This is a genomic window from Hydrotalea lipotrueae (assembly GCF_019249625.1).
Taxonomy (GTDB): Bacteria; Bacteroidota; Bacteroidia; order Chitinophagales; family Chitinophagaceae; genus Hydrotalea; species Hydrotalea flava.
In genome coordinates, this window is the sequence record NZ_JAESDL010000008.1 from 1 (window position 1) to 24,535 (window position 24,535).

The 24,535-nt window shown below is 35.9% G+C and carries 18 protein-coding genes; 1 reads left to right on the forward strand and 17 read right to left on the reverse strand.

Annotated features, from left to right (window positions below; all coding sequences use genetic code 11):
• Positions 1 to 63: 63 nt before the first annotated feature.
• The 9 genes from JK139_RS06520 to JK139_RS06560 all read right to left on the reverse strand — a co-directional run bounded on the left by JK139_RS06520 (position 64) and on the right by JK139_RS06560 (position 16,070).
• Entirely contained in the window at positions 64 to 2,397 is a 2,334-nt protein-coding gene (locus tag JK139_RS06520; protein WP_218330872.1) for a DUF5060 domain-containing protein, read from the reverse strand.
• 36 nt (positions 2,398 to 2,433) lie between these two features.
• A complete protein-coding gene (locus tag JK139_RS06525) occupies positions 2,434 to 4,017 on the reverse strand; it encodes a glycoside hydrolase family 28 protein (protein WP_218330873.1) in 1,584 nt (527 codons plus the stop codon).
• Positions 4,018 to 4,026: 9 nt separating this feature from the next.
• On the reverse strand, positions 4,027 to 5,208 hold the full coding sequence (locus JK139_RS06530) for an AGE family epimerase/isomerase (protein WP_218330874.1): 1,182 nt from the start codon (positions 5,206 to 5,208) through the stop codon (positions 4,027 to 4,029).
• 56 nt (positions 5,209 to 5,264) lie between these two features.
• Positions 5,265 to 6,482, reverse strand: a complete 1,218-nt coding sequence (locus JK139_RS06535; protein ID WP_074419295.1) for a glycoside hydrolase family 130 protein — start codon at positions 6,480 to 6,482, stop codon at positions 5,265 to 5,267.
• A gap of 27 nt (positions 6,483 to 6,509) precedes the next feature.
• Complete coding sequence (locus JK139_RS06540) at positions 6,510 to 8,336, reverse strand: sodium:solute symporter family protein (protein ID WP_218330875.1); 1,827 nt, start codon at positions 8,334 to 8,336, stop codon at positions 6,510 to 6,512.
• A 147-nt stretch (positions 8,337 to 8,483) separates the two neighbouring features.
• Positions 8,484 to 9,557, reverse strand: coding sequence for a glycoside hydrolase family 26 protein (locus JK139_RS06545; RefSeq protein ID WP_218330876.1), 1,074 nt, complete (start codon positions 9,555 to 9,557; stop codon positions 8,484 to 8,486).
• Positions 9,558 to 9,931: 374 nt separating this feature from the next.
• The gene (locus JK139_RS06550; protein WP_218330877.1) at positions 9,932 to 11,116 is read right to left on the reverse strand and encodes an IPT/TIG domain-containing protein; all 1,185 of its coding nucleotides are present in this window, start codon (positions 11,114 to 11,116) and stop codon (positions 9,932 to 9,934) included.
• Positions 11,117 to 11,185: 69 nt separating this feature from the next.
• Entirely contained in the window at positions 11,186 to 12,835 is a 1,650-nt protein-coding gene (locus JK139_RS06555) for a RagB/SusD family nutrient uptake outer membrane protein (RefSeq protein WP_218330878.1), read from the reverse strand.
• Between the two features lie 28 nt (positions 12,836 to 12,863).
• Positions 12,864 to 16,070, reverse strand: coding sequence for a SusC/RagA family TonB-linked outer membrane protein (locus JK139_RS06560; protein WP_218330879.1), 3,207 nt, complete (start codon positions 16,068 to 16,070; stop codon positions 12,864 to 12,866).
• Positions 16,071 to 16,316: 246 nt separating this feature from the next.
• Between JK139_RS06560 and JK139_RS06565 the strand changes: the two genes are divergently transcribed.
• Positions 16,317 to 17,207 (forward strand): helix-turn-helix domain-containing protein, encoded by an 891-nt coding sequence (locus JK139_RS06565; protein WP_218330880.1) that lies wholly within the window; start codon positions 16,317 to 16,319, stop codon positions 17,205 to 17,207.
• 10 nt (positions 17,208 to 17,217) lie between these two features.
• Here JK139_RS06565 and JK139_RS06570 read toward each other — a convergent pair whose 3' ends face one another.
• The 8 genes from JK139_RS06570 to JK139_RS06605 form a co-directional block, all read right to left on the reverse strand.
• Positions 17,218 to 17,757, reverse strand: a complete 540-nt coding sequence (locus JK139_RS06570) for a YceI family protein (RefSeq protein WP_218330881.1) — start codon at positions 17,755 to 17,757, stop codon at positions 17,218 to 17,220.
• A 42-nt stretch (positions 17,758 to 17,799) separates the two neighbouring features.
• Entirely contained in the window at positions 17,800 to 18,942 is a 1,143-nt protein-coding gene (locus JK139_RS06575; protein ID WP_074420719.1) for an NAD(P)/FAD-dependent oxidoreductase, read from the reverse strand.
• The gene (locus JK139_RS06580) at positions 18,926 to 19,630 is read right to left on the reverse strand and encodes a methyltransferase domain-containing protein (protein ID WP_074419412.1); all 705 of its coding nucleotides are present in this window, start codon (positions 19,628 to 19,630) and stop codon (positions 18,926 to 18,928) included. Before JK139_RS06580 ends, JK139_RS06575 begins: the two co-directional genes overlap by 17 nt.
• The gene (locus tag JK139_RS06585; protein WP_218330882.1) at positions 19,627 to 20,718 is read right to left on the reverse strand and encodes a type III polyketide synthase; all 1,092 of its coding nucleotides are present in this window, start codon (positions 20,716 to 20,718) and stop codon (positions 19,627 to 19,629) included. Before JK139_RS06585 ends, JK139_RS06580 begins: the two co-directional genes overlap by 4 nt.
• A complete protein-coding gene (locus JK139_RS06590) occupies positions 20,711 to 21,520 on the reverse strand; it encodes a UbiA family prenyltransferase (RefSeq protein ID WP_074419414.1) in 810 nt (269 codons plus the stop codon). Before JK139_RS06590 ends, JK139_RS06585 begins: the two co-directional genes overlap by 8 nt.
• 135 nt (positions 21,521 to 21,655) lie before the next feature.
• A complete protein-coding gene (locus JK139_RS06595; protein ID WP_218330883.1) occupies positions 21,656 to 23,059 on the reverse strand; it encodes an MBL fold metallo-hydrolase RNA specificity domain-containing protein in 1,404 nt (467 codons plus the stop codon).
• Positions 23,060 to 23,201: 142 nt separating this feature from the next.
• Positions 23,202 to 23,678, reverse strand: coding sequence for a DUF4442 domain-containing protein (locus tag JK139_RS06600; RefSeq protein WP_074419416.1), 477 nt, complete (start codon positions 23,676 to 23,678; stop codon positions 23,202 to 23,204).
• Between the two features lie 79 nt (positions 23,679 to 23,757).
• On the reverse strand, positions 23,758 to 24,495 hold the full coding sequence (locus tag JK139_RS06605; RefSeq protein WP_074419417.1) for an MlaE family ABC transporter permease: 738 nt from the start codon (positions 24,493 to 24,495) through the stop codon (positions 23,758 to 23,760).
• Positions 24,496 to 24,535: the final 40 nt, after the last annotated feature.

A 24,535-nucleotide genomic window follows, 5' to 3' on the forward strand; every position in this document is an offset into this window, starting at 1 on the left:
CTGTTAACATCTTTTCCCCTCCAAATTTGTTATCCATATCCAATCCTTCTCAACCTTAAAAAACTACCGAAGTATTGCTATTACATATCCTGCATTATTGATAAACCGTTGTGTTCGTTGTGATGAATCTGTTATACCATTAATATTCCAAAAAAGGCTATCGGAACCGATATTATTACTTATGGAAACTAATGTAGAATCATTACCACAAATAGAATACACATTTTTTGTAAACAATGGTTTCACAAGGGCACATCCGTTAGGTGTTGCAGTAAATGCTAAGTCCCAGCTTAAGTTGGGAATATTTACTGTTAAAATACCATTATTCACTGTTATAGATGAAGTACTTACTGGTAAGCCGGTATTCGTATTATACCATTGTACTGTATAATTTAAATTAGCCATTCCCGCAATTTGAATAGTAGCACCATTTATAGGAGGAGGTGCTACACCATTATGATTTTGCAAATAACTCCAATTATATTGATTGTTTAAAATCCATCCGGCAATTTTATTTTGTAGTGCAGATTGCAATACATATGCAGCAACCGAAGAACCTACATTAGTAAAAACATAACTAGAAATATTCATCCAATCGGTTCCTGTATTATCCACTTTTATGGTATGATTACCTGCAGACACATTGATGAAATAGGTAGCATTGGCAACAGTATTAAAAGCCGTATCCTTACCATCCAGATAAATATGCAACTGAGGTGCTGTGCTAATATTGTTCACAACCACTTTAAACTGTCCGGCTACAGGATAAGTAACAGTAAAAACAGGCGGATTTTTATATTGGGTATTGTATACCGAACCATACAAATATTGTCCTAACTGTGTGGCAGTCGGTGTTATATTTCCGGAAGCATCAATGGTGAAATTAGCAGCAGTAGCTGCAGCCCAGCCAGCGCTGGGTGAAATGGTTAAATCGGCATTACCCCCTCCGCTTATGGTGGCTGTAACCGGTGCATATAATTCAGATTTTAAATTTAATGCATTTACAAATGAAGAGATGCCTTTAAAATGCGTATACAAATTTTTCGGATCAATATAATTATCCCACCACCAACTCATTGCAGTACCCATTGCCCCGCTTAATGCAGTAGCCCACATTGTATTGTGAATATACACACCATTCGGATCAATAGAAGATAAAGCAACGTTTCCGGAATTAATACCAAACTCGCCATTGAGTATTGGTTTTTTAAATTGCCAGATATAAGAACGGCTGCCGGCAGCTAATATCGACTCTAAATTGGGTGCGCCAACATAATAATGTGTTTGCGTAAAATCAATATTTTCCAAACTCCAGGTAGCTGGATCATTATTATCATGTGCATAGCTGGTGGTTACCAAGTGCTGATACACATCTTTCGATTTAATGTAAGCAGCCATTTCCTGATGCCAGTTTGTAATATTTGTTTTATAAGTATTAAAACTATCGGTCCATTCTACTTCATTAAACAATTCCCAACTCATAATTGTGTTAGAGTAACCATACCGGGCAATAATATAACGCATTCGGTTTTTAAATAAATTTTTAGCAGTTGAGTTTGAAAAAAAATCCCATGTATTATTACAAGGCCCTCCATTTGCAATGTTATAAGGATTGTTGTTCCATTCTGGATTTACTGTAGTAGATACCTGCCCATGATGGTTTAAGCAAAGCATAATACGTACACCCTTTTGCTTACAAGTATTTAAAAGCCAGTCTAAGTAATATGCATTGGATTGCTGATAGTTTTTTAAACCACCATAATTACTTCCTTTCCATTCTAAAGCAAACGACCAATCGGCCATCCAAACTCTTATAAAATTACCCCCGTTATTGCTTAATTTGTTTAACCAATTGGAATAATCTGTATACACATTATTATCCTGCCAGCACATATTTTCGCCAACGGGAATATATTGACTACTATCATCAAAACTTAAATAGTTAGAATTATTTTTTCGAATAAACCCCGGATCGGAGCTATTTACACAAGTGAATGTAGCATCACCAAAGGTGGTAATGCCAACAGTATTAGTGCAAATAAGGCTGTAATGCCATATACCCGTTTGAATAGGTGTAAACCGAACTTTAAAAACACCATTACCGGCAGGTGTTATACTGCCATTGGTTGTGTTGAGTGTGTAATCCTGCATATAAAACCCATCTACCGAATCAACAACACCATTGGGTGCCATAAAAACGGCTTTTACAGCAATATCATTATAATCAAACGGGTTGGTATAAGCAGCAGTTAATTGAATTGTTAATTCAAACTTATCAAACTTTTGTATACTGGTATTATTTGGCGTAACAACATTGAATACCGGTATTTGAGCTAATAACTGTTGTGCAAAAAACAACATGGTTAAGAACAAAGGATTTTTATTATGAAGAAGCATAACAAATTTTTATTTATGACAAATGAATACATTTCATTATTGAACCTCTACCTTTTTTACACCGGAAAGATCGTCTGTAACAAATCCATCGCCGCTTGCAGCAAAAATTTTATACCCGTTAATTGCATTTGGTGCATGTGAAGCTTTAAAATTGAAAATGGATACATTGCTGAAGTGGTGCAATTCCAAGCCATTGGTAAAAAATGATGGTAATTGTTTAGACCATTCCAACATAAAATCGTTGATATGTAAACCTTCTATATAACGCGCTAAAATTCCAGGAATATCACTTTGGAATAGTTGTTCTCTTGGTCGTAAACATCCACGCAAATCAATATTCCCACCGGCAACAGTATTTAAAGCACTATTCACAACTTTAAAACGAATGTGATTGAAGTTGATGTCCTGTAAATGGCTTTCCTCACTACCATACAATAATATTCCATTTTCGCCGGCGCAAATAATATTATTAAAAAATACATGCCGAATGGAACCCAATTGAATGTTTGCTTTGCCACGAACAGCAGAAATATGAATCGGTTCACCATTGCCCCACCAATCGCCCGTGCGTAATTTAGTTTCAATAAATACATTATTGAAGCTGATATTTTCCAAAGAACCTTCATCACGTAAAAAAATTCCAATACCTCTTGTAGAATTAGTAATATTTACATTATTCACCTCAATATTTTTCACGGTATTCTGATCTAAAAAACCAATTCGAATACCACTGGAATAAGATTGCAGGTTACAATTGCTAACAATAATATTTTTTGAAATATGTTTGACATGTTGAAAACCGGGTATTTCAAAATGATGGTTATAACCCGTTATTGCAATGGCATCATCACCTGCTCTGATATCACAATCATTAATAATTACATTGGTGCAACTGGTAACATCTATACCATCGGCATTTGGCGCCAATAAATTATTCCACAAACGAATACCACTTACAAATACTGCATCACAATCGGCAAAATGCATACACCAGAAAGGGGCATCCGTAATAAAAATATTTTTTACCGATACTCTTTTACAATTACTGAATACAAACATCTGATAAGGCCTGTCATTCGGCACTAAAGGTCCGTCACCAACTCCTTCAGCTATGTTTCTAAAATTATTTTTTTGCCTGGTAAAACGGGTGGCAATACTATCTAACTTTTTAGCCTTTGTGGTATCGAAAAAGAAAATACCACTGCCATCAATCCTACCTTCACCGGTTATGATAATATCTTCTTTATTTTCAGTAAAGAACATGCCTTTATGTATAGGAATAAAAGGCGTATCAGGAAAAAAATTTTCATAATCGGATAAATGCGTACTGCCTTTTAAAATGGAACCGGATTGCAGATACAAAGTAATATGACTTTGCAAATGCACCGTACCAATAATGAAAGTACCTGAAGGAATGAAAACCGTTCCGCCACCACTTTTGCTGCAAGCATCAATGGCATTTTGCAACGCTTTAGTAGCAGGCAATTTACTATTGACAACTGCTCCATAATCAGTAATATTAAATATGCTCTGTTGTGCAAATACACATGTAACACTTAAAAATAACATGGCTGCGCACAGCAGGTTTTGTTTCAAGAAATGAACGATTGACTGATACATGTTATGGGTTTAAAACGAATCAAATATTGTTGGCATGGATAACCTTTGAATAATTTCCATACAAGCCCTTGCATTGTGATAAGGACACTTCCAAAAACCAATTTTATCCTGACTATTCATTACCCGGTAATTGGCATCAACACCCCATACCCATTCGCCATAATTTTTGTCGATGATATGCTCTTTTACAAATTGCCAGCTATTGAACGATTTTTCAAAAAAATGGTTTTGTTGTGTTATTTGCCAGGCATTTAAAAAACCTATCATGGCCTCTGCCTGTGGCCACCAATGTTTTTCCCGAATCAAAAAATCATCTGCTATTCTTTTTTCATACCATAATCCGCCATCCACATCTAAACCTTCTGCCGCAGCATTTACAATGGATACCGCCATTTGTTCCAATGTGTGCATCCATTCAATATCACCAATTATAATAGCACAGTCTAACAAAAGCCAAGCTGCCTCAATATCATGTCCATAAGAAATAACATCGCGTTTTAATTGCCAATTTTCAGTAAAAAATAAATTCAGATGAAAACTTTTGGCATCAATAAAATACTGTTTGAATAATTGCAGCAGATGAATAATTTTGAATTTTAAAATTCTGTTTGGCCAAACCTTATACAAATTGGCATATGCTTCAATTATATGCAAATGTGTATTCATAGTTTTTTTTTCATTCCGGTCTTTTTCACTTAAACGAGCATCTTCAATGGCAGACCAGTTTCGTGTAAATGCTTCAAAATAACCACCATATTTTACATCATAACTTTTTTCTTCAATCAGATAAAATAGACTAATGGCTGCATCTAAAGCCTTCTTATTTTTTGTTGCTTCATAGAATTCACTCAATCCATATATAACAAATGCATGTGCATATATTTGTTTACGATCATCTAAAACATTACCATCAGGCAATAATTTCCAAAAAACACCTCCAAATTTTTTATCCAATCCATACTCCATTAAATAATCAAAAGCCCTTTCTGCCAGCATGATATATTGGGTATCTGGCTTCCATTGATAAACAGCCGAGAATGTCCATAGTATTCTGGCATTTAATACAATTCCTTTAGGGGCAGCTAAATCGGGAATATTTTGATGATTGAGTGCTCCTAAAAAACCACCTTTTTGCTGATCAACCGCATGATTCATCCAAAACTGCAAAATTTGCTGCAGCTCTGTTTCCATTTGATTTCTATATTTTAATATTTTTTTCAAATTGTATAGGTTAAACAACTAAAATTTTATTCTGCTGAAACTATATGTTGCACGCTACAGGCAGTCTGATTGAGATAAGCAAAATTATTATCAATAATTTGTTGCAATGTTTGTACCGATGCGGCAGAACTATACCCATCTTCCGGATGGTGGAGCACATAATCTAACAAAATAGAGAGTGAAGTTGCTGCAACGTGCATTCTTGTATCGGATGAAGCATAATAAATCAACAAATTTTCGCCGTCATCATCCAATATCCATCCATTACTAAATACTACATTCGAAACATCACCGGTTCTTTCTTCACCGTCGGGGGCAATAAAATAACCGGCAGGCTTATGTATCACTCTGGTTAAATCATTCAAATCAGTCATAAATACATAAAGGGTATACCGTAATCCGGAAGCAGTATTTCTAACGCCATGCGCCAGATGCAACCATCCATATTTGGTTTTAATGGGAGCAGGTCCTGCCCCATTCTTTGCTTCATAAATAGTATGATATACTTTTTTATCTACAATCGTTTCTTCATGAATAACAGCATGGGTAATATTATCAGCTAATCCAAACCCAATACCCCCGCCTTTTCTGGCCTCAATAAAACTATCTTGCGGTCGGGTATAAAATGCGTATTTTCCATTTACAAATTCAGGGTGCAATACTACATTACGTTGTTGTGGAGAAGGTGTAATTAAATCGGGTAAACGTTCCCATTGCCTTAAATCTTTTGTTCTGGCAATACCGCATTGTGCTATGGCTGCAGACTGATCGCCTTCAGGAGCCGAAGGATCTCGTCGTTCCGTACAAAAGATGCCATAAATCCAACCATCTTCGTGTGCCACTAATCGCATATCATAGATATTGGTATCAGGTATATTGGTTTGCGGAATAAGAACCGGACAGTCCCAAAACCTGAAATGATCAATACCATTTGGGCTTTCAGCAATTGCAAAAAAAGATTTTCGGTCGGTACCTTCTACCCTAACCATCAATAAATACTTATCATTGAACTTAATGGCACCTGCATTGAATACTGCATTGATTCCAAATCTTTCCAACAAATATGGATTCGTAGCCGGATTTAAATCATACCGCCACATTAAAGGAGTATGAGCAGCAGTAAGTACAGGATTTGAATATCGTACATAAAGCCCACTCAGTTGTTGAATGGGTTGATTATTTTTTTTGATGAGTGATTCATAGTTATCCTTTAACCAGTTGAAACGTGTTAAATAGTCATGCATGCGTGTTTGGTTTAGTTTTTCGAAATACTAATCTTCTAACCTGTTCCACCAGGTTTTTTTTAATATAAATACGATTATCAGAATAATAGAAAGATTGATCCAAAATGGTGTTTGCATTTTCAAAATCAGGTACATTGGAAACAATGTAAAACACAGTTGGCCAATAATACCGATTGAAACATTAAACATATCTAAGCAAAAATTTTTATTTTCCTTAAAGGAAGGATTATCCTTAAGAACAAGTTGATGAATGGGTTTCCAAAAACCCCATGGACGAACTGTTTTATAAAAATGTTTTAATACAGCTTCATCGGTTGGAGAAGCCATATAGGTTCCAATAAAACAACCGGCAAGTGATAAAACAAATAATGCAGGCCACCAATATAAAGGCAGTCCCGTTGTTACATAAGGCATGATTAATGCAGCGATAATACCAACTACCATACCCCAAAAAAATCCATTTGCATTAAAACGCCACCAATACCATTTTAAACAATTGGCCGCCACATATCCTCCATATAAACCACCAACAATCCATTGTAAAATATCATTTACGTTGTTGGTTAAAAAACCAAAAAATACACCCGTGGCTACCACAATTACACCCACCAAATAGTTCATGGAAATAATACGCTTATTATTAGCAGTAGGATGGATGTATTTTAAGTAAATATCATTAACAATATATGCCTGAGCTGCATTCACAGTTCCGCTGAATGTACCCATAAACGCTCCAAGAAGCCCTGTTAAAACAATACCCATAATACCAACAGGCAGAAAACTATTAATGGTAGCAGGTAAAATACGTTCAAAGTCTACTACACCATCTGGTCCTTTTAAAGGCAATGTATGATAGTAGAGCAAAGCCAATACCGTTAAGCCAATTACCATTGTATACCGTATAGGTAATAAAATAATACTTACAAAACCAGTCATTTTACTGGCTTCTTTTGGACTTCGGGTACTTAAAATTTTTTGCATATCATAATTCGGTGCAGGGCCCGCCAATGAAGCAAAAACACCTTTTAATAACATCATCATAAAAAATATTCCAAATAATCCAAATCCATCTTCTTCAATTTTTTTGTTCGCATCAGCTACAATATTTGACCAATCTAAATGCAATCGCCAACAAAAAAATGGATCTTTCCATCCCTCAGGAACCGGCAACTGATGGCCATTTAAATGATGCCAGGCAATTACACCAATGGCAATACAGGCAACTGTCATGATGGCATATTTAATTACATCGCCCAGCACAATACTATGCATGCCACCGAGAATTGAATAAAACATAGCGAAGAGTGTGAATACGATACCGTAAATATGAGGCACATATTTATCGGCTACATGAAAAGGAATATATCCCTTCACATTATCCCATGGTATAAAAATTTCCATAAACTTACCTAAGCCAACAAATCCATAGGCTAAAAAACCAAGGCAACTAATTAATGCAAAGGCAATAACGACTAACTGAGAGGCCTTTATGCCGGCACCATGTACACCAAAACGGGTTTGCAGCCATTCGGCACCGGTATTGGCATTGCTTCTTCTTAACCATTTACTTAAAAACATCATCATAAATACCTGGTTAAATACAGGCCATAACCAGGGAATCCAAATACTCTTCAATCCGTAGATAAAACACAAAGTTACCATCCACATAGTACCACTAATATCAAACATATCAGATGCATCACTTAGTCCCAACATATACCAGGGCAGCGATTTTCCGCCCATTAAGTAACTTTCTTTGCTTAATCTTGCCCGTTTACGCATCCATAAACCAATAGCAACCATTGTAATAAGGTAGGCTACAAGAATTAATACATCTATGAGTTGAAGTTTCATTGAAGTGTTGCAATTGAATGAATGCAAAATAATTTCTTAAAAGCTGCAGGTGTGCATAACAAAAGAAAAAAGACCATAGTAGACACTACGGTCGGTGTTTCAAATCTTAATAAACGACTACTACTTATGAGAAAAAACATTTTGCTGTTATTGGTATACTTTACTAAAACTTAACTTATCCTGAAAAATAAACAAGCCACTTTTTTTCATTTTCTGAAAATCGGGCTGCGAGGCTTCTCCCTGAAAAGGAACATAATATTCTATACTGCCGTCGGCTTTTGCACCAGCATTACGCCACCCTAATACATAAGCAACCTGATGCCCTTTTAATCCGGCTGCAAAAACGGTTGTCCACCAGTTTTTATCCGGAATTTCATTAAACCCAAACTCTGTTAGTGCAGGAATTTTTTTGTGGGTTGCAGCAAATGCATCCAAATCAGTTAACATTCTTCCAATATTATGCACAAACGCTTTACCGCTATTATCACGTTGATAAATATCGAAACCAACAATATCTACAAATGCATTGCCCGGATATCTTTCTTCATATTCATTTAGATTGGCAAACTGATCGGTATTAAAAGCATAAAGCAAGTTGTGAATATTTTTAACATCTTTCAAATAGTGTTCAGTATATCTGTATAAACGAATCATTTCATCTGGGGTACAATGTGCTTTTCCCCACCAAAACCAATTCCCATTTAGTTCGTGAAATGGTCTGAAAATAACTGGAATAACTTCACCATATTTTCCTGTTAAAGATTGAAGAAAATTGGCCACTTTATCTAACCAACTATTGTATACTGCATTTTTTTCTCCACCGGGTAAAATAGAAGCAACCGTTCCGGGAAAGGGATCCCATGCTGTTTTTCCGGTTAATGGATTATTTAAATGCCAGCTGATGGTGATGATACCACCCCGTTCATATGCAGTTTGTATATATTGCCGCATCTTCGCAAATGGTACTCCATCAATATTATTCGTTGCATCATTTTCTATTCGTCCCAATTCCCAACCATAAACGGCAGGATAAGCGCCTACTGCAGATTGCACATCACTGTTTCCATCAACATATTTCCAATTCACCCCATAAGCCAAATCATCCTGGTGGCCGAATAATATTCCCAGATACAAGGTTTTTTGTAAGAACTGATACAAATGTAAAGTTTCTTTAGTAGCAGCAATGTCAACGGGTTGTGCATATATTTTTGTTGATACCATTACAAGAAACAATATGCCAATCAACGTTATTGAACACTTTTGTCTTACATATAGCAAATGCGTATACATGGTTGGGGGCTGCATGGTTTAAAATTAAAAAAAATAAAATAAAGCATAGATTCCACTTTTAAAAAAACTGAATTCAACAAATAAGTTCGATTTTTGAAATAAGTGGTATCATGCTCTTGATGAGATGCTACCACTTGACCAAATAGTTCAATCATTTAATACTAATGTTAAAAAGTTACCAAATTGAAGCTTTCCGGAAACTGGATTTGCCCTAATTTAAGTAATGTTTTTTTAAATCATCAGTGCTTCAAAAAACAGAACTTTTTTCAAACAATAGCTTTAATGTACATGCTAAAACAATCTTCTTATTTTACTAACACCACATCATCAAAATAATAAGTTTCATCCACATCACCACTTTGCCCTTTCAAAAAGAAACCCAATTGTTGCAGCGTCGTTCCGGGTTTCCAGAAATTAAGCGTATTGAGTGGTATCTTAAAGTAAGTCCATACATTGGGAGGTACCACAATTGGATTTACCGAGTTTTGTCCGTAACCTACAGATGAAGTATTTGTTTCAAGATTCAACGTATGTGATACAGTACCTCCTTTTATCCAAAAAATAATGTATTTATACGAAGCATCATAAGGCAAACTTGGCCACCAATTAGCAAAGCCCTCAATTTTCCATCCGCCAGCGGGGAATGAAGCAATAAATGCAGCATTACCTGTTTTAAATGCGTTGGTTGATTTTCCGGAAGGTGATGCCCATGAACCATCTGTCCAACTGTTTTGAAAATCATCCGTAAAAATTTGATAGGCATTATCCAGATCTACCAATTCTTGTTTATCAGTTAACGTTTGAGTAGTTCCCCCTGAATTATAAGAAAAGGTTAAGTTACCCCGAGTAATGGTTGTAGAAGGAAATTGCAAAACCATTACTGAATCGTTCTGACTAACAATACTTACATTAGCTGTGCCGCCGCTAACACCGGTTAAGTTCACAGAAGAAATAGTCGCAAATCCCACCCCGTTAAGTGTAATTTGAGAACCGGAATAAAAATCGTAATTAGAATAAGCCGATGGCGTTGGTGGTGGTGCCAAAATGCTGAACTTATAAGTTGCTTTACCATATAAAGTTATAACAACTAAACTGTCATTTGCTAATGGGGGTAAATAAGGAGTTTTAGATGGTACCTGCACTACTATGGAGTTATCGGTTAACAATGCTCTGTTAAAGTAGGCATTGTATCCATTGAAGGTGATTGATGTTGTACTACCTAAATTAGACCCATAAATAATGTAATAATTGCCTAATGCACCTGCAGTAGTGGCTGAATCAAACGGCACAATTTTGTTGGTTCTGGCTACCGGTGTTTTAGTTATATTTCCTGATGCATCAATAGATGTGACGGTATCATAATAAACTGTTGTATCGGTTTTACTCCAGGTATGAACTGAACTGATAGTAGGTTTACCGGTTCCGGGTGTAAACCCGAGACTATCATATTTTTTGCATGAAACCACTATTGAAGCAAAGGTTAGTATCATACAAGCATATAAAATATGCCTTTTTTTAATATATTTATTTGTTGTTTTCATATGAAATAACATTAATGTTTAAAATTTATAGGGAACAGGAGGCATTAATAATGAAGGATTAGCTGCAGTTTCTGTTACCGGATAAGGCAATATAAAATTTGCATCGCTGAGTGTAAAACTTCTTCCGACATTATAGCTGGTTATTTGTCCGGTGGTATTATCTACATTTACAGTGCGTCTGTCTTGTGCATTAATCATAGCAATAGCAGTTGGATGATGTGCATTATTAAAGCCATCAATTCTTTGTAAATCATACCAATAATCCCCTTCTATGGCAAACTCTAATCTTCGTTCATTAAGCAATTGTTTGTAAGTAAAACTGGCCAATGCCTGCAAGCCTGCTCGTTGCCGGACTTTATTCAAATAACCTAATGCAACCGGGTCAGAACAAACAGCATTGGTATCAATACCCTGCCCGGTTTGAGCACCTGCAATTTTGCCCATTATGGCTTCCGCACCTATTAATAACACGTCAGCATAGCGCAATAAATAGGTATTATTGGAAGTAGCCTGAAAAGCACTTAAACCGCCATTATCATCGGGTGTACCTACAACATATTTTTTCATACCTGCACCTGTACCCTGCGCATTCACAGCACCCATACCCCTATCAATTCTATGTACGTAATAGCCGCCTATTTTTTTCTGTATTTCCGGATAAAAATCGCCATCAACCATAATACATCCATGTCTTCGAATTGAGTCACCAGCATTTTTAAAAGCATTTTGCAAATCTAAGCTGGGGCCTAGTTCTCCCCATCCGTCGCCGGTGCCGGTAATATTAGTATTTGGCGCAATTACCGATTGTAGTTGATTACCAAAACCATACCCTCCGTTAGAAGTCCATTGTAAAGCAATCATAGATTCTTTATTATTATTGCCGGCCAATTCAAACATTTGAGTATAGCTTCCAGGTGCATCTAACCCAACCAAACCAAATTCGCCACTACTAATTACTTTTTGTACTTCAATTAGTGCACTATCGTATTTCTGTTGATATAAATATACTTTAGCTAATAAACCCGAAGCTGAGGCACTTGAAACATGCCCTGTGGATGCAACCCCTGACGAGCAATTTTTTTCTGCAAACTGCAAATCCATTGTAATAAATTTATATACATCTGTTACAGGATTTGTACGCACACTGGAAAAACTACCAACGTATGGAGAAGGATCTGTAATAATGGGAACATTCCCAAAAAGCCTTGTTAAGTAAAAGTAAGCAGCAGCTCGCATTACACGTGCTTCACCTAATGCATTATTTACAACAGCAGGAGGCACTGATGCAGGTACTGCAGAGGGCAGATTATTTAGCAAAGCATTAGCTTGTGCAATTACTGTGTATAAAGAATTCCAGGCACTGGCAACAGTTTGAGTTGCATTTCCGGCACCGAAAGCACCAAAGGCATCAAACGAACCATCTGTACCTGCATAACAAATAGCATTTCCGGCCTGTAAATCTCCAATAGCTAAAAATGCTTTCCCATTAAATCCGAACCAGGGTGCTGCATACAATATGTTGGTGCTGGATTGTACCTGATCAGCAGTTTGGTAATAAGTGCCAACAGTAGAAGCGTTTTCAGGCGGTCTGTTAAAGAAATCTTTCTTACAGCCTAATGAAAGCAAGCTTGAGAAGACTATGAAACTGAATATATATTTTGTTTTCATTGTAGTTTTCACTTAAGTAGTTAATAAATTAAAATTCAGCATTCAATCCAAAGGTGATTGTACGCGGTGTAGGATACCTGCCATAATCAATATTTTGCAAAACTGGGTTTTGATTTAAAGAACCTATTTCCGGGTCAAGGCCACTGTATTTAGTAAATACATATAAATTTTGTCCGCTTATATAAGCTTTTAATCTGGCCATTTTTACTTTTGCTGCCCATGCCTGAGGCAGATTGTATCCTATTCGAACATTCTGTATTCTTAAATAAGAAGCATCTTCCAGAAATCTGTCAGACATAACGAGGTTATTATTTCCGAAACCAGACCTTGGAGCAGGTATGTTGGAATTAGGATTAGAAGGAGTCCAGAAATTAGCAACATTGGCTCTTTGGTTCATGTATAAACTGTACATTCCCATTGTTTGAAATGAAACAGCATTTAAAATTTTACCACCTTGTGAACCCACTAAGAAAAAGGAAAAATCAAAATCTTTATAAGTAAAACTATTGGTAATGCTGTATGTAAAATCGGGATTGGGATTACCTAAAGCATATTGTTTATTAGGCCCGCCTTTACCATCATTACCATCATATAAAATATCACCTAAATAAATGGCATTTGTTTGCGATCTGTTGCTACTAATTAATTCGGGCTGGCCAATTACATTTTGCGGATGCTGGGCCAAAAAAGCTAATTGATCTTGTGTTTTAATGATACCTAATGTTTTATAACCATAAAACTCTCCGATGGGTCCGCCAACCTGTGTATAAGTAGCAGGTATTTGAGGCCCAAAACCGGTAGAAACATTGCCGATAATAGCAGGAAATCCGTTCAATGATATAACCTTATTGTTATAATGTGAAAACACTACATTGGTTGTCCAGGTAAAATTTTTTTTAATGATATTACGGCTGGTAATACTAAATTCAAAACCGGTATTTTGAATTTCGCCGGCATTTACCCAAGGTGGTTGTACCACAGCAGCATTGGAATATTCAGCCGTTCCCCCGCCCAAAAAAGCAGGTAAAGGCTGTTGGAATAAAAAGTTTTTTGATGTTTTTTTGTATATATCAAAAGATGCATCTATTCTGTTATGAAGCATACTGAAATCTATACCTGCATTACTTTGAATAGCAGTTTCCCATGTTAAATTGGGATTACTAAAGTTGGCAAAACTAAACCCTGTTCCTATTCCTGTAACAACAGGTGTAATAGCTGAACCATATTTATATCCTCCATTTGTATTAGAATTACCGGTAGTACCATAACCTACCCGCAACTTAAGATTACTGAATAAAGAATTAATTTTTGCCATGAAAGGCTCCTGAGAAATTCTCCATGACGCTGCAACGCCGGGAAAATACCCAACCTGATGGCCGGGAGCAAAGTTGGATGACTGGTCTCTACGATCAGTTGCAGTAATACTGTATTTATTATCAAAAGTATAAATAACACGTACTAACCAGGACTCCATAGATGTGCTACCCTTAGGTTCATCTAACGTGTTGGAGGTTTGCGTACCCAGGTTTAAAGTTTGAATGGCATTGCCTGCAGTAAAACCCTTGGTACTGGCTACAATACCATCATATGCAGATGCCCATACTTCATGACCTACTAAAGCCTGAACAGCATGCTTGCCTGCAAAAGTGTGGTTATAATTTAAATGTTCTAACCAACTCCAATAGTGATCAAAATTATTATTTTCTAACAAAACGGCCTGTGTATTGACGAAAGCAGGTGCGGAACCTGGTGCACCATAAGAATAAGTTGGGCGGAAAATTTTTGCCTGTCCCCAATTAAAATTACCATTCACTTCTGAATGTAAAGTAAAGTCTTTTGAAAATTTAATATCGCCATACAACATACCCTGAATATTACTTCTAATTAAATAATTGGTAATACTCATTGCTTGTTGAACAGGGTTAGGGCCACCCTGTATGGTGCCATTAACTACAGCCGGCCCTGAATATGATCCATCTGCGTTATACACTGCTACATCAGGAGCCTGCAATAATGCATTATAAATAATACCATATGAATTGCCTAAACCTATATTAGCCTTATTTTGATTGGCAGTAATACTTGTTCCCACTTTAAACCAATCTTTTACCTGAGAGTTAATGTTGGTATGAAAGGCAAACCGGTTAAAATCTGAACCAATTACAGTGCCTTTTTGTTCAAAATAACCACCGGAAATATAATAGTCTGTTTTTCCATTTGCACCAGACATGGAAAGTGTATGGCTCATTTGTGCGGTTCTCTTAAAAACAGCATCCTGCCAGTTAGTACCGGGCCCTAATTTACTCGGATCTGCAAAATCTATTCGGCGAGTTAAGCCATACAGATCTGCTAATGTATTTTCAAATTTTGCATATTGTGGCAGGTTCATCATTTTTAAATACTTACCCTGTTCCTGATTGCCATAGTAAGCATCATAATTAATCCGGGCTTCTCCATTCTTACCTTTTTTAGTAGTAATAATTATAACACCATTGGCGCCACGACTACCATAAATTGCTGTGGCAGAGGCATCCTTCAAAATATCAATTGATGCAATATCATTTGGATTAATACTCGCTAATACACTTGGTTTTTGCTCTTGCTCACTTGGAGATAATCCACCCAGGGTTTTATCATTTGATGAAGCCTGTGAAGGTGCATTGCCGTCAATGGCGACTCCGTCAACTACATACAGTGGTTCAGTACCGGTAAATGAGGTGATGCCTCTTACACGTACAGAAACAGCAGCTCCGGGTTGGCCGGAGTTTTGTGTAACGGTAACACCAGCTGCCCGCCCTTGTAACATTTGATCAACAGAAGGTTGTGGAATATCTGCAATATCTTTAGCACTAACAGTTGAAATAGCTCCGTTTACATCCTGCTTTTTTTGTGTGCCATAACCAATTACTACTACATCATTCAAATCGCCTGAAGAGGGTTTTAGAACTATCTTAATCACATTTTTTCCATTTATGTTTATTTCCTGCGTTCTCAATCCTACATAAGTAATCACTAAAACATGCTTATCATTTGGAACATTAATGGAGAAAATACCATTTTCATTAGTAGTGGTTCTAATTTTTGTATTTTTTACCACAATGGTAGCACCATCCAAACTGGCACCATTTTCATCTGTAACTGTTCCGGTAATTTTTCTGCTTTGAGCAAAAGCAGCAAATGAGAAGAGTACTAATAACCACGCCAAAAAAAAGCGTTGTAGCCTTAATTTTTTCATATAGCAATTTGTTTCACCAAAAATAAATATCAACCGATTGCATTTTAAATACTTTTTTATCAAATTATATTGTTATTTTAGCATTTATTAAAAGAACCACTGTGTAAAAATAACACTACATAAAGGTTTGATAAAAATCAAAAAAATATAGATAGTAATACTTTTTTATCAAATTAACAGTAATTTTAGAACGCATGCAGCATTTCAAATTTTAATTTGTCTTAGCCAACCTTAAAATAAACTTTTATGTATACCCCCCCTGAACTTTTAAAAGAAGTAATTCCGTTAACACAAAACGATTGTTTTACGATCTTTTCAAGAGTGAAAAAAGGATTTGATTTTCCTTTACATTATCATGAAGAGTTTGAATTAAACTTTATTGTTAATGCCCCAAAAGCCAAACGTGTTATTGGTGATCATATTGGAGAAGTAGGTGAAATTGAACTGGTATTAGTAGGCTCTAATTTACAACACGGCTGGTTTACAAACCAGTGCACCAGTAATGAAATAACAGAAATTACCATTCAGTTTCATCCGGATTTGTTTGATGAAAAATTTTTACGCCGTAATCAGTTGAACTTTATTAAAAATATGCTGGACCATTCTTCCAGAGGCATTTTATTTTCAGCAGAAACAACAGCATTGTTAAAACCCAGATTACTGGAATTACCCGAAAAAAAAGGTTTCGATTCTGTTTTGGAATTACTCGCCATTTTGCATGAACTTTCTACTTCCAAAAATATGCAAATATTATCTGATACATCTTTTGCCAATACAAATCATTTTTCTTTTAACAGCAGAAGAATAGAAAAAGTAATGGAATATATGCTTCAACATTTTGAACAACCCATTACCCTTACCGAAGTAGCTAAAATTGCAGCCATGACTGAAGTTTCTTTCAGCCGTTTTTTTAAAACCAGAACCGGACAAACATTTGTTGATACATTAAATGAAATTAGAATTGGTCATGCGGCCAGATTATTGATTGAAACCACCCATAGTATTAATGAAATTGCCGATAAATGTGGGTTTAATAATATGAGCAATTTTAATCGTACATTTAAAAAACGAAAAAATTGTACACCAAAAAATTTTAGAGAAACCTATACCGATTTTGGCACCCGAACATTTATCTAATAACCTCAATTTATTGAACAGCTAATACATTTAATTGCACCAACACTGTATTGGCCAACACCCAACTGGATAATCCAACCCCGTAATCTAACCGATTGATGAAAAATGCACCTTTCAAACGATAACCATTTGACGTACGAACAACTGTAAAAGGGAATTTGATAAATTGACTAACTGCTTTAATGGTTAATTTTCCGGTTACCCAACATGTTCCATCACTTTTATTTTGATATACAGATTCGGAGATGAATTGAATGTCAGGAAAAGTAGCAACATTAAAATAATCATTGGAACGTAAATGATGATCTCTTGCACTAATACCCGTATTTACAGAAGAAGCACTTACACTTACATGAAAATAATCTTTTGAACAATCCTGTTCATTAATGATAATATCCCCTTGCAACCCATTTAAACTTCCAGTTGTATTTATACCAAAATTTTTAATGGTAAATAAAACTTGCGAAGTAGCATCATCCGGGTGTAGGGTTTGTGCAAATAACTGTGTCATCCTCAACAGGCAAAATAATCCTAAAAAAATACTTTTCATACAATCGTATTTGTTCAACCAGTTACATTAACAATGTGTACACTAAAAAGGTTGACCATGGGTTGAACTAATTACCTGTTTAGCCAAAAAAGGAAAACGCTGTAACAAATTTAAAGAAACAGAAGTTAACCATTCGGCACCCATCAATGCCTGTACTTTTCTGCTAACCCATAATCGTTGCTGAAATTGGAGATGCCAGTTTTTAGCATATTGGTGTTCCATCTCCGTTCTATTGACGGTACCCTGCAAAAAACCGTCAATCGCCTGAAAGGCTAACTTTCCGGCATGCATTGCCATACTCATACCATTGCCACAAAGTGGAGTTATTAATCCGGCAGCATCACCAACCATTAATACATGATTTTGAATTTGTGTTTTAGGCGCAAAAGATACCTGCGTAATTACTTGTGGTGCATTATACAAAAAATCAGCTCCAGAAAATATTTTTTTTAACGCAGGATTTTTAAAAAGTATTTTTTTTTCCATCACTTCAATTCGGCTTTCATTGTTACGCAAATTATCCAGCGTTGTTAAATAACACAAACAACATTTCTGCTCTTCAATCATGGAAATACCACAGTAACCATTTTTAAAATTGTGTAATGCAATTTGGTTAGAAGGATGAGGATAGCGAATATGGTATTTAACACCAATAAAATTATTTGAAGAAGGACTTTTTTGTTTAAATGATGGTATTCGTTTCCATAGTACATCAAAATTGCTCCTTTTACCAAAACTTCCTACTACAACTTTTGCAGAAATATTTGTATTGATTGCCGCTACCTCAAAATAATTATTCAAATAGTTTACATCTAAAACTTTTTTTTGGCTATATACCTGAACTTTTTTTTGCACAGCTAACTTATATAAAGCACTATCTAATTGATACCTGCTAACACCAAATCCACCTAAATCTAATGCAAACGGATATGCCTTACCTTTCACATCTGTTATTATTAATTGCTGAATAGCAGGTAAATTCCATTCTTCCAATGGTATACCCAGATGGTTTAAAAAAGGCTTACTTTCATTACTAATATATTCACCACAAACCTTATGAAATGGGTAATTTTCCTTTTCAAAAAGTGCCACACGATATCCTGCATTGGCACATTGAATGGCCAGTGTTAATCCACCCAAACCACCACCAATAATGGCTACATCAAAATCAATTGCTGATTTCATGGCGTACAATAATTAAATAACGAAATGCCCATTTCCATGTAACAGAATAGTAATGGATGGCTGCAACCTGTAATAAAGTTTCCCATTCTTTTTTTATAAATCCACGTGCAACACTCAGTGGTGCATCATGCTTTACCAGGTAGGATTTTGAAAATAGTTTTGTAAGTAAAAGAATGGAGTAGTAGGCTACATAATTTCTGTGCAAGTCATTGATAAAAAAACCTAATCGACTATTTTGTTGCATCCATAGTAATTGAAAATTTAATTGCGTTTCGGTAAAATGATGGCAGAATAAACTAGAAAAAATAATATCAGGCTTTTGCTGAAATACAACAGAAGCATAATCGGCCACTATCCATTTGGAATCTACCCAATTACCATTTAGTTTTTTTGCTACTTCAATACAAGAGGCATTTTTATCAATTCCTATTACTGAAAGGAGTATCCGTTGTTGTATACAAAATTCAGCAATCGCCTTTAAATTATCACCACCGCCACAACCTATTTCGCAAACAGTTATTTGGTTTTTGTTTTTGACGAATTGTTTAAATCCATTAACAGTTATCGCATGGCCGCCCAACCAGGTATTAATAACATTCAACTCTTTCATATTCAAATAAATATCTTCAAACGGAATGGCATCCGCATCTAACAATTCAGGTTGGTATGAGCGTTTACGCAAATTCATATCAGTTGGGCAGTAAAAGTTTCCATGGTTAAACCCGGACCAAATGCTATTCCAAAAACAGGTTCCGGTTGCAGAGGTTTGTGTTGCATCATTTCTTTTAATACAAATAATATGGTGGGCGAAGACATATTGCCAAAATTTTCTAAAATAAAACGGGATGAAATCGTTTTTTCACGAGTTAATCCTAATTTCTTTTCAATTACATCAATAATTTTTCTTCCACCGGGATGCAGACACCAATGCTGTATGGCCTGTAGCGTATAACCTGAATTTTTCAAAGCAGCATATACCAGCTCTTCAATATCCGCTTCAATAATGGATGGAATAAACCCACTCAGTGTCATTTCAAAACCATGATTGCCAATCATCCATGCCATATCATTTTTTCCTTTTCGCTCTATTTTAGAATAAAAACTTTCCAATGCAATTATCGGTTTGGGTGTGGTTTTAACCTGTTGGGTTGAAACAAGTACCGCCGCAGCTCCATCGGCAAACAACAAACTACTGGCAGCATTATCTTCCGTAAATTCGGGCTGAAAATGAAGGGTACATAATTCTACGGCAACAATTACAACAACGGCGTCAGGTTCAGACTTACAAATATAATTGGCCATTTTTAATGCATGAATGGCTGCATAACAACCCATAAAATTTACAGAGGTTCGAAATACAGTATCGGGCAGGTTCAACATTTCAGCTAATTGCAAATCAATACCCGGCGCACTCATTCCGGTACAACTTACGGTAATTAAATGTGTAATTTGATGAGGTTCTGCCACTCCATTTAAACAATTGTGAATTGCTTTGAATGCCAATACCGGCGCCATTAATTGATATACATCCATCCGTTTAGAAATAGGTGGATTTACAGATTGTGCAGCAAATAGTTGATGCAGGTGCTCATGCTTTTCAGAAAAATCATTGAGAACGGAGTAGCGCTGACGAATACCACTTTGGCGGTATAAAAAAGACAATATACGTTTCTGTGCATTATCTAATCGATACATATTCTGCATAAACTGCAGAATATCGGTTTGCTGATGGCAAAAATCAGGCACTGTAGTTCCTATTGAAATAATATTAGCCAATGTGTTGTTGTATTAATACAAAAATGAAGGCCATATTGGTAAATGTAGCTGCAATCCAGTTCATTCGCATGGTTTGTTTAAAGTTTGCATTTTGAACATCTTTCCAGACCAATTGCATCCAGTAAAAAAAGTAAACCAATACCGGCAAAAAAAATAGTTGTATCATAATAAACGTATGAATAGAGGAAATGGATGTAAAATAATACAACATACACAAAAAAGCCAGTGCATACATGGCCATACAAAATAAAAAAGTGCCTTTTATACCCAATAAAACAGAGAGTGTTGTTACTCCATCTGCTTTATCGGCCGCATGCTGGTAAACCTGAGTAATTGGATAAAAACCACCAATTAATAATATGGCTGTTAACACCCCCATTATGGGTACAGAAACTGCAGGTTGCATTGTTGCAGCCTGATAAACAGTAAAAAAAACCAATCCGCCCTGATTTAAAATAACCGTTAGGAAACCCGCCACCGGATATTTTTTTAAACGAACGCCTCTGTAACTATACAATCTGGAAAAAATAATATAAACAAGCACACTACAGCCTACCCAAACGTTCATCCACAAGGCCAATACAAAAGCCAAAACATCCATTACTAAAGAAACATAAAACAATTGCTTTGTGGGGGCAAGCGGCCTGGCTATACCACCAATACTTTCAGTATCATTATCCATGTAACTATTATAAGCATTACTGGCAGGGTACATTAAAATATGAATAATAAAAAACAATAAAATGACATGACACCATTGAATATATTCAACAAATAATAAGGAAAACCAGAATACTGGCATTAATAAAAAAGAAAACGGAATGCGCAACAACTGTATTGTGGAACGTTTTAGCACAGGTATACATTAATAATAAAAGAATATTTTATATCAATAATTCAAGTATAAATTTGTTCTCAAATTTGCATAAATAATTTTTTAATCTAACAAATGTTCAGAATGTAATGAAGGTATTACCACTTCTTTAAAACCTTTTCTTACTAATCGGTTCCTGAAATCCTGTTGCACATCATATTCTCCGTGTACCAAAAACAAAATTCTTACCAAATCTTTTTGCTGGCAAGCAATAAACTGGCATAAATCATCATAATCACCATGTGCACTCATACTGTGCATTTCGCCCACTTCTGCCACTACTTTATAAAAATCGCCAAAAATTTTCACTTCTTTATCGCCGGCTAATAAGCGGCCCCCCATGGTGTGGGGTTCACAATAGCCCACCAATAAAATAGTATTTTTATTATCGCCAATATTATTCAAAATATGGTGTTTTACCCTTCCTGCATCGGCCATTCCACTGGCAGAAATAATTACACAAGGTTCTGTTTTAAAATTAAGCGCTTTGCTTTCATCCACCGTTTTAATAAAACTTAATCCCGGAAAATCAAAAGGATCCTCATCTTGTTCCATCACTTTTCTAATCCTGTTATTAAAATACTGCGGGTATGACTTTACTACCTGCGTTGCCTCTCTGCTTAAAGGACTATCAACATAAAATGCAATTTTAGGCAATTTTCTTTCGAGGGATAACTGATTCAAAGCATACAACAATTCCTGCGTTCTGCCTACACTAAAAGCCGGTATAATCAGTTTTCCTTTCTTCTCAATACAGGTGTGTTCAATCCATTGCAATAAAGTATCGGCAATACCATGTACTTCATCATGTAATTTATTACCATAGGTACTTTCTAAAATAATATAATCAGATTGGGAAAATGTTTGCGGTGAGCGAAGAATAGCATCGTTATACCTCCCTACATCGCCACTAAAAGTGAGCTGGCGTGTTATGCCGTTTTCAGTAATACGTAAATGCATGGCCGCACTGCCAATAATATGTCCGGTATCGGTAAACAATAATTCAACGCCTTTTTCTATGGTAGTCCATACACCATATTCCACCAAATTAAAATAATCGAATGCTTTAGAAGCATCATCTAAATCATACAAAGGTGCATAAGGCGGCAATCCTTGTTTGGCTCTTTTTTTATTGATGAATTTAGTATCATCCCGTTGTATTTGAGCCGAATCCTGCAAAAGCACATCACTCAGTTCTTTGGTAGCAGGTGTAGAAAAAATTTTTCCCTGAAAACCTTCTTTCACCAATTTGGGAATTAAACCGGAATGATCGATATGTGCATGAGAAAGAATTAAATAATCAATATCTGCGGCAACAAAACCAAATTGCATATTTAAGGGTTCGGTATCTTTTCCCAACCCTTGAAACATGCCACAATCTAATAACATTTTTTTGCCATTATCTAAAGTCAGTAAATGTTTTGAACCGGTTACCGTTCTTGCTGCTCCGTGAAATGCAATTTTCATTTTTTTAAATTTAATGCATATGTAAAATGGGCCTATCTATTATTTTTCATGCAGCAATCAACGCACCATTCCGTTAGAATGCATCAATGACAACTACATTTAAATATTACTGTAATTTAATACCTGAAAACGAATATGCCAATTATTTTCTCTTAAAACTCCAGGTAAATTCAAAATTAGCAACAACTTCACTTTGTTCGTTTGTACCGATTGAATGACAAAGAAGCGTAACAGATTCACCGGTAGCAATAGTAGTTTGAATAGCAGTTTGAATGGCGTTCCCATCATGACAGCTAAATTGAACGGTACCGGTTGCTTTTTTAAAAAACTGTGCCTGCATTCCAACCACCAACATACTAACTTTAACAGGTTGTTCGTATACTTGTGCAAAAGCCAATATGCCCGTACTTAATTCAGCAGCCATACTTAATACAGCGAAATAGATGGAACGAAAAGGATTTTTTGTAAGATAACGATAAGTAGTGGTTACTACCGCGGATGCCTCAGTGAATTGTTGAACTTGCAACCCGGCCAAAAAAGCCATGGGTAAATTTTTTAATAAGAATAAGCGGTATAAAATCGGGTGGCTAATGTTGCGTTGAAAAGATGTTGCTTTCATAGATATAAATAAAATGAAAGCTACCAAATTATAATAACATGCACCTATAAAAAACGTAAAATTATGGAACAAAACCCGGTTATAACAGTAAGGCTGCTAATGCATAATCGGCAAATAAAATTAAAATACAACTGGTTACAACGGCTCTGGTACTGGCTTTGCCAATTTCAAGTGCACCACCCTGAACAAAATAACCAAAGTAAGCAGGTACACTGCTAATAATAAAGGCAAAGGTGTACGACTTGTATAAAGCAAATTGAATATTGTATAAATTCAGGTTTTGCCTTAACCCAATATCATATATATCGTGCGATAAGATGCCGGTTAAACTGCCCGCTTCTCTTCCACCCCAAATACCCAATACAGCAGAAATTACAATCAATGCAGGTACAACAATTAAAGCAGCAATAATTTTAGGAAACAATAAATAACTTTTGGTATTGATGCCCATGATTTCAATCGCATCAATCTGCTCGCTGATGCGCATATTGCCCAATTCACTGGCAATTTTACTGCCCACTACACCGGCCAAAACAATACAAACTACCGTAGGTGATAATTCCAATATCATACTATCGCGAACAATTTGTGCAATAGTAGCCTGCGGTACCAACGGACTTACCAACTGATAAGCCGTTTGCACGGTAGTTACAGCGCCTAAAAACAAAGAAATAATTACCACAATAGGCAAAGCACCCACGCCAATATCAACACACTGGTTCATGAGTTCTTTCCAATACATTTTCCAATTTTCCGGACGTGTAAACATTCCCTTCAACAGCAATAAAAACGAACCTAAATGTGAAAAAAAAGACATGTTTTAATTTTTAAATGTTTTCGCCAAAACGATTCATCAA